Annotated in this window: 11 protein-coding genes; 7 read left to right on the top strand and 4 right to left on the bottom strand. The window is 63.7% G+C overall.

The genetic code is table 11. From position 1 onward, the window contains the following. Positions 1–197: 197 nt before the first annotated feature. Positions 198–1,379 (bottom strand): PLP-dependent aspartate aminotransferase family protein, encoded by a 1,182-nt coding sequence (locus ACK59Z_RS15475; protein ID WP_012051500.1) that lies wholly within the window; start codon positions 1,377–1,379, stop codon positions 198–200. A 92-nt stretch (positions 1,380–1,471) separates the two neighbouring features. Between ACK59Z_RS15475 and ACK59Z_RS15470 the strand changes: the two genes are divergently transcribed. Next, on the top strand, positions 1,472–1,933 hold the full coding sequence (locus ACK59Z_RS15470; protein WP_003254691.1) for an Lrp/AsnC family transcriptional regulator: 462 nt from the start codon (positions 1,472–1,474) through the stop codon (positions 1,931–1,933). A gap of 108 nt (positions 1,934–2,041) precedes the next feature. Here the strand turns inward: ACK59Z_RS15470 and ACK59Z_RS15465 are convergent, their stop codons facing one another. Then, positions 2,042–4,372, bottom strand: coding sequence for an FdhF/YdeP family oxidoreductase (locus ACK59Z_RS15465; RefSeq protein ID WP_409293383.1), 2,331 nt, complete (start codon positions 4,370–4,372; stop codon positions 2,042–2,044). A gap of 222 nt (positions 4,373–4,594) precedes the next feature. Between ACK59Z_RS15465 and moaA the strand changes: the two genes are divergently transcribed. Together moaA and ACK59Z_RS15455 are read left to right on the top strand one after the other, a co-directional pair. Beyond that, positions 4,595–5,599, top strand: coding sequence for a GTP 3',8-cyclase MoaA (moaA, locus tag ACK59Z_RS15460; protein WP_012051497.1), 1,005 nt, complete (start codon positions 4,595–4,597; stop codon positions 5,597–5,599). A 20-nt stretch (positions 5,600–5,619) separates the two neighbouring features. Continuing rightward, positions 5,620–6,519: a bestrophin family protein gene (locus ACK59Z_RS15455; protein ID WP_409293381.1), complete on the top strand. Its 900-nt coding sequence runs from the start codon at positions 5,620–5,622 to the stop codon at positions 6,517–6,519. Between the two features lie 86 nt (positions 6,520–6,605). Here ACK59Z_RS15455 and moaB read toward each other — a convergent pair whose 3' ends face one another. Then, positions 6,606–7,145 (bottom strand): molybdenum cofactor biosynthesis protein B, encoded by a 540-nt coding sequence (gene moaB / locus ACK59Z_RS15450; RefSeq protein ID WP_012051495.1) that lies wholly within the window; start codon positions 7,143–7,145, stop codon positions 6,606–6,608. 141 nt (positions 7,146–7,286) lie between these two features. Here moaB and ACK59Z_RS15445 point away from each other — a divergent pair, with 141 nt between their 5' ends. Then, positions 7,287–8,174 (top strand): LysR family transcriptional regulator, encoded by an 888-nt coding sequence (locus ACK59Z_RS15445; protein ID WP_409293378.1) that lies wholly within the window; start codon positions 7,287–7,289, stop codon positions 8,172–8,174. Here the strand turns inward: ACK59Z_RS15445 and ACK59Z_RS15440 are convergent. Then, a complete protein-coding gene (locus ACK59Z_RS15440) occupies positions 8,162–8,944 on the bottom strand; it encodes an AraC family transcriptional regulator (protein WP_003254703.1) in 783 nt (260 codons plus the stop codon). The genes ACK59Z_RS15445 and ACK59Z_RS15440 overlap by 13 nt on opposite strands. Before the next feature lie 377 nt (positions 8,945–9,321). Here ACK59Z_RS15440 and ACK59Z_RS15435 point away from each other — a divergent pair, with 377 nt between their 5' ends. Genes ACK59Z_RS15435 through ACK59Z_RS15425 form a run of 3 tightly spaced genes read left to right on the top strand, consistent with a single transcriptional unit; the run spans position 9,322 to position 12,879 of the window. Next, positions 9,322–10,935, top strand: a complete 1,614-nt coding sequence (locus ACK59Z_RS15435) for an APC family permease (protein ID WP_012051492.1) — start codon at positions 9,322–9,324, stop codon at positions 10,933–10,935. 23 nt (positions 10,936–10,958) lie between these two features. Then, entirely contained in the window at positions 10,959–11,885 is a 927-nt protein-coding gene (locus ACK59Z_RS15430) for a 4-hydroxyproline epimerase (RefSeq protein WP_409293376.1), read from the top strand. Between the two features lie 46 nt (positions 11,886–11,931). Continuing rightward, a complete protein-coding gene (locus tag ACK59Z_RS15425) occupies positions 11,932–12,879 on the top strand; it encodes a dihydrodipicolinate synthase family protein (protein WP_003254709.1) in 948 nt (315 codons plus the stop codon). Positions 12,880–12,900 lie beyond the last annotated feature (21 nt).

Raw genomic sequence — 12,900 nt, 5'->3', positions numbered from 1 at the left:
GGGCCAATGTCCCTGGTCGGTCAACGTTGTCGCCGCCACCGTATTCGCGGGTAAACCCGCTCCTACACCGAGGCGCAGACCGTCGTAGGAGCGGGTTCACCCGCGAAAGGGCCGGGCCTGCTGGCCAATGCCCCTGGCCGGTCAACGTTGTCGCCGCCACCGTATTCGCGGGCGAGCCCGCGAAGAGGCCTGCAGCCCTACACAGCAACCAGCGCTTTCAACGCCCCATCCAGGTCCTCGACCAGGTCACGGTAATCCTCGATACCTACCGACAACCGCAACAGGTTCTCGCTGATCCCCATCACCCCTTTCTGCTCTGGGCTCAGCGAGCAGTGCGACATGCTCCAGGAATGGTTGATCATGCTTTCCACCCCACCCAGCGAGTCGGCCAGGACAAAGATCTGCAGCGCCTCCACCAGGCGGTTGAGCGCGGCGCGGTCGCCTTTCACTTTCATCGCCACCACCGCCCCGCCACTGCGCATCTGGCGTTTGCACAGCTCATGCTGAGGGTGGCTTTCCAGCCCTGGGTAATACACCTGCTCGACCTGCGCGTGACCTTCCAGGAAGCGCGCCACCTGCAGGGCATTGGCACACTGGCGCTCCATGCGCACATCCAGGGTCTTCAGACCGCGCAGGGCCAGGTAGCAGTCGAACGGCCCCTGCACCGCCCCAATCGCCATGCTGATACGGCGCAGGCGTGCCAGCAACGCATCGTTGGCCGCCACCACCACACCGCCGGTGAGGTCGGAGTGGCCACCGATGTACTTGCTGGCCGAGTGCATCACCAAGTCCACGCCCAGGGTGATCGGGCGCTGGTTCCACGGCGAGCAGAAGGTGTTGTCGATGCAGGTGAGGATGCCCTTGGCCTTGGCCAGGTCGCACACCGCCTTGATGTCGACCAGGTGCAGCAACGGGTTGGTCGGCGACTCGATCCAGATCAGCTGGGTTTCCGGCTTGATCGCAGCCGCTACGGCTTCAAGGTCGTTGAGATCGACATAGGTGGTGGTCAGCCCCGAGGTGCGGCTGCGGTAATCTTCCATGATGCGGAACGTGCCACCGTACACGCCGTTCATCACCACCACGTGGGCATCCTTGGGCAGCAGCTCAAGCACGGTTGCGGTGGCATTGACCCCCGAGGCGCAGGCCACAGCGCCCACGCCTTCTTCCAAGGCAGCGACACAGGTTTCGTAGGCATGCCGGGTGGGGTTGCCGACGCGGCTGTAGGAATATTCCGGTTTATCGTCCAGGCTGCGCTTGGTGAACGAACTAGCGGTGACGATGGCCGGAAAAATGGCGTTATCGGCAACGCTGAACTGCTCGCCGGCGTGAATGGTACGGGTGGCGAAATTGCGCGGCTTGTCGGACATGGTCAGGCCCATTGGCAGAATGAAAGCTGCAACTATCGCACAACCCAAATCATCTGGCCTTGGGGTAATCTGTGAAATATTTTTCTGCACGGCCAGCGCGCGATATGGACAGTTTCGACCAGCACATTCTTACCCTGCTACAGCGTGATGCCTCGATCTCGCTGAAGGACCTGGCCGAGGCCGTCAACCTGTCCACCACACCGTGCTGGAAGCGGGTCAAGCGCCTGGAGGAAGACGGCTACATCCTAGGCCGCGTCGCCCTGCTGGACCCCGAACGGCTAGGCTTGGGGCTCACCGTGTTCGTCCAGCTCAAGACCCAGCGCCACGACAGCGCATGGCTTGAGCAGTTTGCTGCGACGGTGACCGGGTTCGAGGAAGTGATGGAGTGCTACCGCATGTCCGGGGACTGGGACTACATGCTGCGGGTGGTGGTGGGTGATATTGCGGCGTATGACCGGTTCTACAAAAAGCTGATTACCCGTACCGATGGGTTGTCGAACATCACGTCCAGTTTTGCCATGGAGCAGATGAAGTACACCACGGCTTACCCGGTGCATCGCGCCTGACCGGTGCTGGACTCTTCGCGGGCAACCCCACAGGATCACCTCAACCTCAAGCGCTGTGGGGTCCCGTAGGAGCGGGTTCACCCGCGAAGAGGCCAGCAAGGCACCCCATCAATCCGAGGCCAACACCGCCGCAATGCGGTTCCCCGCCTTGGCCTTTTCGACCTTGATCGCCACGAATTTCGAGGTCGGGGTATAGGTCCCCTCACCATAACTTTCCAGCGGTACCAACGGGTTGGTTTCCGGGTAATACGCCGCCGCCTGCCCCTCGGGCACGTCATACGCCACCAGGCGGAACCCGGACACCCGCCGCTCCACGCCATCCTCCCACAACGACACAAGGTCCACCTGCTCACCCGGTTCGAAGCCCAGGCGACGGATGTCCGCCTCATTGACGAACACCACCTCACGCAGGCCGAACACCCCACGGTAACGGTCGTCCAGGCCATACAGGGTGGTGTTGTACTGGTCGTGCGAACGCAGGGTCTGCAAAATCAGGTCGGGCTTGTCACCACGGGCCAGTACCTTGGCGTTGACCAGTTCCTCGGGCAGCGCGTGGGGCATGAAGCGGGCTTTGCCCGTGGCCGTGCGGAAGTTGCGATCGGCGGCATTGTTGCCAAGGTGGAACCCGCCGGGGCTGTTCAAGCGTTCATTGAAACCGGTAAAGCCCGGAATCACGTCAGCGATCATGTCGCGAATGCGGTTGTAATCGGCCACCGCGTGCTCCCAGTCGATCGGCTGGTTGCCCAGCGTGGCCTTGGCCATGCCGGCAATGATCCACGGTTCCGAGCGCATATGCGGCGAGCGCGGGCGCAACTGGCCATTGGAGATGTGCACCATGCTGAAGGTGTCCTCCACGGTCACGCCTTGCGGCCCTTCGGCCTGCAGGTCGATTTCGGTACGGCCCAGGCACGGCAGGATCAGCGCATCGCGGCCGGTGATCAGGTGCGAGCGGTTGAGCTTGGTGGAAATCTGCACGGTCAACGCGCAGTTCTGCAGCGCCGCGTGGGTGCGCGCGGTGTCCGGGGTGGCTTGGGCAAAGTTGCCGCCCAGGCCGATGAACACCTTGGCCCGCCCCTCTTCCATAGCCTTGATCGCCAACACTGCGTTGTGCCCATGGGTACGCGGCACACTGAACTGGAAACGTTGTTCGATGGCATCGAGTAGCGCCGCCGAGGGTTTCTCGTCAATGCCCATGGTACGGTCACCCTGCACGTTACTGTGGCCACGCACCGGCGACAGGCCTGCGCCGGGCTTGCCGACGTTGCCACGCAGCAGCTGCAGGTTGACGATTTCCTGCACGGTCGGCACCGAATGGCGGTGCTGGGTGACGCCCATGGCCCAGCACATGATGACCCGCTCGGCCTTGCGGTACATGCGGGCGGCCAGCTCGATCTCGGCCAGGGTCAAGCCCGACTGTTTGACGATGTGCTCCCAGGACGTGGCGTCCACCGCCGCCAGGTAATCGTCGACGCCGCTGGTGTGCTCGGCGATGAAGGCATGGTCGAACACCGCCGGCTCGCCCTTGGCCTGCGCCTCGCGCTCCCATTGCAACAAGTACTTGGCAATACCGCGCATTGCCGCCATGTCCCCACCCAAGGCCGGGCGGAAGTAGGCGCTGGAGGTCGGCTCGGAGCCGTTGCTGAGCATTTCGAACGGGTGCTGCGGGTGCTGGAAGCGCTCAAGGCCACGCTCTTTCAGCGGGTTGAAGCAGACGACCTGGGCGCCACGCTTGACCGCTTCGCGCAGGGGTTCGAGCATGCGCGGGTGGTTGGTGCCGGGGTTCTGCCCGATGACGAATATCGCGTCGGCCAGCTCCAGATCGTGGAACACCACGGTGCCCTTGCCCACCCCGAGGGTTTCCGACATGCCCGCGCCGCTGGCTTCGTGGCACATGTTCGAGCAATCCGGGAAGTTGTTGGTGCCGTAGGCACGCACGAACAGCTGGTAAAGGAACGCCGCTTCGTTGCTGGCCCGGCCCGAGGTGTAGAATTCGGCCTCATCGGGCGATTGCAGCGCACGCAGGTGCCTGGCGACCAGCTCGAAGGCCTCCTGCCAGGTGGTTTCGACATAGTGGTCGGTGGCGGCGTCGTAGCGCATCGGGTGGGTGAGGCGGCCCTGGTATTCAAGCCAGTAGTCGGTCTGCTCCTTCAGCGCGCTGACGCTGTATTGGGCGAAGAAAGCCGGGTCGACCGAGCGGCCGGTGGCTTCCCAGTTGACCGCCTTGGCGCCGTTTTCGCAGAACTTGACCATGTCGCTTTCCGGCGACTCGCCCCAGGCACAGCCGGGGCAGTCGAAACCGCCGTTCTGGTTGGTCTTGAGCATGGCCCGCAGGTTCTTGAAGGCGTTGTCGCTGCCCAGCCAGCTCTTGGTCACGCTTTTGAGCGCCCCCCAGCCGGCAGCGGCGCCCTTGTAGTCCCTGATGTGTTCGTCCTGGCTCATGCGATGAATCCTCACGCTTCGATGCTTTTTTCCAGCCTATGGAGCGTGGGAAGGGGCGTCCAATCGAAAGATCTTACGGCGTGATAAGCGGTTTCGATCATGGCTGCCAGAGGCTGTCCCAGGCGATAGAGGCCATCGATCAACCGGTCAGGCAAAGCAATTTGACGGCCTTGCGGCCAGGTTATAGCTTGGAGTCATGTCCCAACCCATTCGAGTGCGAACGTGGAACAGAACAGCCGGGCCCTGATCGACGGCTTCAACCGGAAAATCGACTACCTGCGGATGTCGGTCACCGACCGCTGTGACTTCCGTTGCGTGTACTGCATGGCCGAAGACATGCAGTTTCTGCCGCGCCAGCAAATCCTCAGCCTCGAAGAACTGTTCCAGGTGGCCGAGCGCTTCGTCGCGCTGGGCACCCGAAAGATCCGCCTGACGGGTGGCGAGCCACTGGTACGCCAGGGCATCGTCGACCTGTGCGGGCGCATCGCCGCCCTGCCCGGCCTGCGCGAGCTGTGCCTGACCAGCAACGGCTCGCAACTCGGGCGCCTGGCTCAGCCGCTGTTCGACGCCGGGGTGACACGCCTGAACATCAGCCTGGATAGCCTGGATGCCGACCGTTTCAAGCAGCTGACCCGCACCGGCGACCTAGCCCAGGTAATCGCCGGCATCGACGCCGCACGCCAGGCCGGTTTCAGACGTACCAAGCTCAACTGCGTGGTACTCAAAGGCCGCAACGACCATGAACTGGTCGATCTGGTGCGCTTTGCCATCGAACGCGAGCTGGACATCACCTTCATCGAGGAAATGCCGCTGGGGGTAATAAGCGAGCATGAACGTGGCGAATCGTTCTGCTCCAGCGATGAAGTACGGGCACGCCTGGCCGAGCAGTTCACGCTGGTCGAATCGACCGAGTCGTCCATGGGGCCGGCCCGCTACTGGCGCCTGGCCGAAGCCGCGAACACCCGGGTCGGCTTCATTTCCCCGCACAGCCACAACTTCTGCGCCACCTGCAACCGCGTGCGCCTTACCGTCGAAGGCCGCCTGCTGCTGTGCCTGGGCAACGAACACTCGGTAGACCTCAAGCACGTGCTGCGCGCCCACCCTGGCAACCCCGAACGCCTGGAAAAGGCCATTCGCGACTCGCTGCACCTCAAGCCCTATCGCCATCATTTCGAAGTCGGTGGCGATGTGCAGATCCTGCGCTTCATGAACATGACCGGCGGCTGAGCAGCCGTCTCTGGATTTCCATGATCGTCCCCCCCTCCACCGATGTACTGCGCGTGCTGTTCACCCTCAAGGGGTCGATCGTCAAACGCATTGCCTTGCGTTGCCTGATGGTGACACTGCTGGCCGCGCTGATCGTGCTGGTCGAGCGGCATTACCCGGCGTATTTCTACCCGGTCAGCGCCACGCCGTTCACCTTGCTGGGCCTGTCGCTGTCGATCTTCATGAGCTTTCGCAACAACGCGTGCTACGACCGTTGGTGGGAGGGGCGCAAGGCCTGGGGCAAACTGATTATCGAAACCCGCTCGTTCGTGCGGGAAAGCGTGGCGATTACCGACGAAACACTGCGCACCGAACTGCTGCGCAACCTGTGTGGTTTCGCCCATGCACTCAATGCCCGGCTGCGTAATGAGGACGAACGAGTAGCTGCCAGGCCGTGGCTGGCCAGGGCCGATGCGATCAGCCCGCACAATGTGTGCGACGGCATCCTGCGTGAAATCGGGGAACACTGTTCACGGTTGGCCGCACAGCAACAGATCAGCGAATGGCGCTACAACCTGCTGGAACAGCGCCTGGTGGGCCTGACCGAAGTGCAGGCCACCTGTGAGCGGATCAAGGGCACTCCCTTGCCGTTCCCCTACACCCTGCTGCTGCACCGTACTATCTACATTTTCTGCCTGCTGCTGCCGTTTGCCCTGGCCGAGCCACTGGGCTGGCTGGCACCGCTGTTCACCACCATCGTGGGGTACACGTTCTTCGGGCTGGATGCGATCGGCAACGAGCTGGAAGACCCGTTCGGGCGCGATGAGAACGACCTGCCGACCGATGCCATGGTGCGGACTGTGGAGCGCGATGTGCTGGCCGGGCTGGGGGAACAGCAGCTGCCTCCCGCCTTGTTGCCGGTGGGGTATGTGTTGAGCTGACCGGGGGTGGTTGCCTGTTCTGGCCTCTTCGCGGGTAAACCCGCTCCTACGAGGGACAGCACAGGGCCCGCCCCCCCCGGTAACCCTCAGCCCCGGCTTGCGCAGGCCTCGATCGGCAACAGGTGTTTGACGAAGTTGCATGGCCGATGCCGTGCATCCAGCTGCTCGGCCAGAATGCCTTCCCAGGCGGTGCGGCAGGCTCCGGTCGAGCCCGGCAGGCAACATACCAACGTGCGGTTGGACAACCCGGCCAACGCCCGGCTCTGCACGGTCGAGCTGCCAATATCGAGAATCGACAATGCCCGGAACAACTCGCCAAACCCATCGATACGCTTGTCCAGCAGGCACTCGACCGCTTCGGGTGTGCTGTCGCGCCCGGTAAAGCCGGTACCGCCGGTGATCAGCACCACCTGCACCTGTTCATCGGCAATCCAGCTGGCCACCTGAGCGCGGATCTTGTACAGGTCGTCCTTGAGCAGCGCTCGCGCCACCAGCCGGTGACCGACCTCGACCGAGCGGTTGGCCAGCAGCGCGCCGGAAGTATCGTTGTCGTAGGTACGGGTGTCGCTGACAGTCAGCACGGCGATGTTCAGCGGTACGAAGACCGCATCAAGTTGGACGCGCACGGTGAAGCTCCTTGAAGGGCATTTTCACCACGCTAGAGGCATACCCCCAGAGGCGTCCAATCGATATGACGTACCGGCCGATCAATGACATCTATCGCAGACGTGGGTTAAGGTCTGCATAACCAGACGCCAGGCACTTCCATGGACATCAAGCAGCTCAAGTTCCTCATCGCCCTCGACCAGACCCGCCACTTCGGCCAGGCGGCGGCGCTGTGCCATATCACCCAACCGACGCTGTCCATGCGCCTGCGCAACCTGGAAGACGAACTGGACCTGGTGCTGGTCAAGCGGGGCCAGCGCTTCGAAGGTTTCACCGAGGCCGGCGAGCGCATCCTGGCCTGGGCCCGTACCCTGCTCGCCGCCCATGACGGCCTGCAGGCCGAGGCTGCCAGTTGCCGTGGCCAGGTGGTCGGCAGCCTGCGCCTGGGTACGGTGCCGCTGGCCAGTTTCAACCCCATGCACCTGCTGCTGCCCCTGCGCGAAAAATACCCCGAACTGCACTTTCAGCTCAGCTCGCTGAGTTCGGAACAGGTCATCGACGGCCTCAGCCGCAACCAGCTCGACCTGGGTATCTGCTACCTGGACCAGGTCAACACCAGCTTCTTCGAAGTGATCGAACTCGGCACCACCACCATGGGCCTGCTGCACGATACACGGCACTTCCAGTTCGCCAGCGACCGGCTGCGCTGGGACGAGCTCGGCAATATTCCGCTGGGGCTGCTGAGCAAAGGCATGCACTACCGCCAGTCGCTGGACCTGAGCTTCCGCAGCCGTGGTCTGGAGCCCAATGCGGTGCTTGAGAGCGACTCGAGCTTCCAGCTTATCCAGGCCATCAACACCGGCATATGCTGCGCGATCATGCCACTGGACTGCGGCCTGGAAGACCTCAGCGAGCACCTGCGCATCGTACCGGTGGCCGACGCCGCCATCCACAGCCCGGTCGGCCTGCTGCTGCGCCGCAGCGAGCCGCGCTCGGCGATTGCCGAGCAATGCTTTGCCGAGGCCCGGGGGTTGTTTCAGGCCACCTGATCGGCGGTAGCCTGGCGATACTGGCGTGGCGTAAAGCCGGTCAGTTGCTTGAACTGGCGGCTGAAAGCGCTGTGGTCAGTGTAGCCGCAGCGCATCGCCACTTCAGTGATCGGCAGCTCCGAATGCAGCAGGCGATGGGCATGCTCCAGGCGCGCCTTGTGGATCATCTGCCGGGGCGTGAGGTGGAACACCCGCTTGCAATAGCGCTCCAGCTGGGCCACGGAGATACCGGCGATGCGGGTTAGCTCGCCCATGCTGATCGGCTGGTGAAAATGCTGGCGAATGTGCTCGTCCACAGCAGCCAGGCGCTGGTAAGCGGGGTGGCTGTCGGCGGCTGACTGCAGGTCGACCGAAATACCAACCAGGCCGATGATCTCGCCCGCCTGGTTGTACAGCGGGCGCTTGTGGGTCAGGCACCAGCCGGGTTCACGGCTGCCGTACAGGTGCAGCTCCAGTTGGTCCTCCAGCACCATCCCTTCCTTGAGCACCCGGCGGTCCTGCTCGGTGTACCCAGGGCCCAGCTGTGCCGGGAACACTTCGGCGCTGGTCTTGCCCAGCAGCGGTTGCAAGCGCTTGAGGCCGCAGCGCTGGACCAAGGTGTTGTTGGCCAGCACGTAGCGGGCGGCCGGGTCCTTGATGAAGATTGCGGCGTTGGGGATGGCGTCGAGCATCGGCAGCAACAGCGATACACCGGCGAGCAGGGCCTCGAGGGTGGCGGGGCGGTGCTGGTCGAGAGACTGGTAGAGGGTTGCCAGGGGGGCGTCGGTCATCTGTCGGTTCTCTGCTGGCTGAGCCGGCCTCTTCGCGGGTGAACCCGCTCCTACAGGGCCCCCACAGATTTCGAATCCTGTGCGGTGCCTGTGGGAGCGGGTTCACCCGCGAAAGGGCCGGCACTAGCACTGCATCTCTCAAACCCTTATCCGGTATGGCTTTGAGCCTATCCCCCCGCTTTGCGCCTTACCACTGTTTTTCTGCAACTGTGCCGATTTCGTCATCCCCCTTGCAGAAAACCATCAAGAACCGCCGCCCCGACCGGTTCACTCTATGCCCCACGCAAGCCGCCCAAGTCCTACAAGAGCGCGGCCCAAAAAGCCGCATCTCGTGACATCAGACCTGCCTATCCAATAACCAACAAAAAGGCGAACCCATGTCAGGCAAATTCAAAAAACAGTTATCACTGCTGGACCTCACCTTCATCGGCCTAGGGGCCATTTTCGGCTCCGGCTGGCTGTTCGCCGCCAGCCACGTGTCGGCCATCGCCGGCCCGGCCGGCATCCTCTCCTGGTTTCTCGGCGGGTTCGCCGTACTGCTGCTGGGTATCGTCTACTGCGAGCTGGGCGCCGCCCTGCCACGTGCCGGCGGCGTGGTGCGCTACCCGGTTTACTCGCACGGCCCACTGCTCGGCTACCTGATGGGTTTCATCACCCTGATCGCCTTTTCCAGCCTGATCGCCATCGAAGTGGTCGCCTCACGCCAATACGCCGCCGCCTGGTTCCCCGGGCTGACCAAGGCCGGCTCCAGCGACCCAACCGTGCTCGGCTGGCTGGTGCAGTTCGCCCTGTTGGGGCTGTTCTTCTTCCTCAACTACCGCAGCGTGAAAACCTTCGCCAAGGCCAACAACCTGGTCAGCGTGTTCAAGTTCATCGTGCCGCTGCTGGTGATCGGCGTGCTGTTCACCTTCTTCAAGCCAGAAAACTTTGAGGTCCAGGGCTTTGCCCCGTTCGGCCTGTCCGGGGTGGAAATGGCCGTATCCGCCGGCGGCATCATCTTCGCCTACCTGGGCCTGACGCCGATCATTTCGGTGGCCAGCGAGGTCAAGAACCCGCAGCGCACCATCCCGATTGCGCTGATTCTTTCGGTGTTGCTGTCCACCGCGATCTACGCCTTGCTGCAACTGGCCTTCCTCGGCAGCGTGCCGACCGAAATGTTGGCCAACGGCTGGGCCAGCGTGACCAAGGAACTGGCCCTGCCCTACCGTGACATCGCCCTGGCCCTAGGTGTGGGCTGGCTCGCCTACCTGGTGGTGGCCGACGCAGTAATCTCGCCAAGCGGCTGCGGCAACATCTACATGAACGCCACCCCGCGCGTGATCTATGGCTGGGCGCAGACCGGCACCTTCTTCAAGTACTTCACCCGCATCGATGCAGAGTCCGGCATCCCGCGCCCGGCCCTGTGGCTGACATTTGGCCTGTCGGTGTTCTGGACCCTGCCCTTCCCGTCGTGGGAAGCGCTGATCAACGTGGTATCCGCCGCTCTGGTACTGAGCTACGCCGTGGCCCCGGTCAGTGTTGCCGCCCTGCGCCGCAATGCACCACACATGCCGCGCCCGTTCCGGGTCAAGGGCATGGCTGTGCTCGGCCCGCTGTCGTTCATCATCGCCGCGCTGATCGTGTACTGGTCGGGCTGGAACACCGTGTCGTGGCTGCTGGCCCTGCAGATCGTGATGTTCGTGCTGTACCTGCTGTGCAGCCGTTTCGTCCCCACCCAGCACCTTTCACTGGCCCAGCAAGTTCGCTCGTCGGCGTGGCTGATCGGGTTCTATGCGCTGACCATCCTGCTGTCGTGGCTGGGCAGCTTCGGCGGCTTGGGCGTCATCGGCCACCCATTCGACACCGTGGTCGTGGCGGCCTGCGCGCTGGGCATCTACTACTGGGGCGCGGCCACTGGCGTGCCTGCCCACCTGGTGCGCCTGGAAGGCGAGGACGAAAGCGAAGCCTGCGCTGAAACCTATACCGGCCGCCCTGCTGCCGTCGCTTCCTGATCTTTTACGCAAGGGACAAGCCCATGAAACAGATTCACGTCATCGACTCCCACACTGGCGGCGAACCAACCCGCCTGGTGATGAAGGGCTTTCCGCAACTGCACGGCCGCAGCATGGCCGAACAGCGCGACGAACTGCGCGAGCTGCACGACCGGTGGCGCCGCGCCTGCCTGCTGGAGCCACGCGGCAACGATGTGCTGGTTGGCGCAATGTACTGCCCGCCAGTGTCGGCCGACGCCACCTGCGGGGTGATCTTCTTCAACAACGCCGGTTACCTGAACATGTGCGGCCACGGCACCATCGGCCTGGTCGCCTCGCTACAGCACCTGGGCCTGATCGCACCGGGTGTGCACAAGATCGACACCCCGGTCGGCCAGGTCAGCGCCACCCTGCATGAAGACGGCGCCATCACCGTCGCCAACGTGCCCTCCTACCGCTACCGCCAGCATGTGGCGGTGAATGTGCCCGGCCATGGCGTGGTGCACGGCGACATCGCCTGGGGCGGCAACTGGTTTTTCCTTGTGTCCGAACACGGCCAGCGCATCGAGCTGGATAACCGCGAGGTGTTGACCGAGTACACCTGGGCCATGCTCAAGGCGCTCGAAGCCCAAGGCATCACCGGCGAAAACGGCGCGCCCATCGACCATGTCGAGCTGTTCGCCGACGACGCCAACGCCGACAGCCGCAACTTCGTGATGTGCCCCGGCAAGGCCTACGACCGCTCCCCATGCGGCACAGGCACCAGCGCCAAGCTGGCCTGCCTGGCCGCCGACGGCACGCTTGCCGAAGGCCAGACCTGGGTGCAGGCCAGCATCACCGGCAGCCAGTTTCACGGCCGTTACGAGCGTGACGGCGAGCGTATTCGACCGTTCATCACCGGCCGCGCCCACATGACCGCCGACAGCACCCTGCTGATCGACGAACAGGACCCGTTCGCCTGGGGCATCTGAGCCCCCGGCCTTTTGACCAAACCCAATTTCGCCAGGAGTAACAACAATGACCAACAACATTTTCACCGGCACCATGCCCGCCCTGATGACCCCATGCACCGCCGAGCGCAAGCCGGACTTCGACGCCTTGGTGCGCAAGGGCCGCGAACTGATCGAAGCCGGCATGAGCGCGGTGGTGTACTGCGGCTCGATGGGTGACTGGCCGCTGCTGACCGAGGCCGAGCGCCAGGAAGGCGTGGCGCGCCTGGTGGCGGCCGGTATCCCGACCATCGTCGGCACGGGCGCAGTCAACACCCGTGAGGCAGTGTCGCATGCCGCCCACGCCGCCAAGGTCGGTGCCGCCGGCCTGATGGTCATCCCTCGCGTGCTCAGCCGCGGCGCCTCGCTGATCGCCCAGAAGCATCACTTCTCGGCCATTCTGGCTGCCGCGCCGAAGCTGCCGGCGGTGATCTACAACAGCCCCTACTACGGCTTTGCCACCCGCGCCGACCTGTTCTTCGAACTGCGTAGCGCGTTCCCCAACCTGATCGGTTTCAAGGAGTTCGGCGGTGGCGCCGACCTGCGCTATGCCGCCGAGCACATCACCTCCAAGGATGACGATGTCACCCTGATGGTCGGTGTCGACACCCAGGTGGTGCATGGCTTCGTCAACTGCAACGCTACCGGCGCCATCACCGGCATCGGCAATGCGCTGCCGCGCGAAGTGCTGCAACTGGTGAGCCTGAGCAAACAGGCCGCCAAAGGCGACGCCCGGGCCCGGCGCCTGGCGCGCGAGCTGGAAGCGGCGCTGGCGGTACTGTCGTCGTTCGACGAGGGCTGCGACCTGGTGTTGTATTACAAGCACTTGATGGTGCTCAACGGCGACACCGAGTACAGCCTGCACTTCAACGAGACCGACGTACTGACCGACGCTCAGCGCAACTATGCCGAACAGCAGTACGCGCTGTTCCGCAGCTGGTACGCCAGCTGGTCGGCTGAGCAGAACATCGCCTGAGCTGCCACTGCTCCCACTGTG

Origin of the sequence: Pseudomonas sp. KCJK9058, assembly GCF_046230975.1 — a bacterium.
Classification (GTDB): Bacteria; Pseudomonadota; Gammaproteobacteria; order Pseudomonadales; family Pseudomonadaceae; genus Aquipseudomonas; species Aquipseudomonas alloputida.
Note: the sequence above shows the minus strand (reverse complement) of the source record. Positions and strands in the feature narration are given on the sequence as shown.

Bases quoted from the DNA above. Each gene is read 5' to 3' on its own strand.
- ACK59Z_RS15475 (WP_012051500.1), bottom strand. From the start codon at position 1,379: ATGGGCCTGACCATGTCCGACAAGCCGCGCAATTTCGCCACCCGTACC.
- ACK59Z_RS15470 (WP_003254691.1), top strand. From the start codon at position 1,472: ATGGACAGTTTCGACCAGCACATTCTTACCCTGCTACAGCGTGATGCC.
- ACK59Z_RS15465 (WP_409293383.1), bottom strand. From the start codon at position 4,372: ATGAGCCAGGACGAACACATCAGGGACTACAAGGGCGCCGCTGCCGGC.
- ACK59Z_RS15455 (WP_409293381.1), top strand. From the start codon at position 5,620: ATGATCGTCCCCCCCTCCACCGATGTACTGCGCGTGCTGTTCACCCTC.
- ACK59Z_RS15445 (WP_409293378.1), top strand. From the start codon at position 7,287: ATGGACATCAAGCAGCTCAAGTTCCTCATCGCCCTCGACCAGACCCGC.
- ACK59Z_RS15440 (WP_003254703.1), bottom strand. From the start codon at position 8,944: ATGACCGACGCCCCCCTGGCAACCCTCTACCAGTCTCTCGACCAGCAC.
- ACK59Z_RS15435 (WP_012051492.1), top strand. From the start codon at position 9,322: ATGTCAGGCAAATTCAAAAAACAGTTATCACTGCTGGACCTCACCTTC.
- ACK59Z_RS15430 (WP_409293376.1), top strand. From the start codon at position 10,959: ATGAAACAGATTCACGTCATCGACTCCCACACTGGCGGCGAACCAACC.
- ACK59Z_RS15425 (WP_003254709.1), top strand. From the start codon at position 11,932: ATGACCAACAACATTTTCACCGGCACCATGCCCGCCCTGATGACCCCA.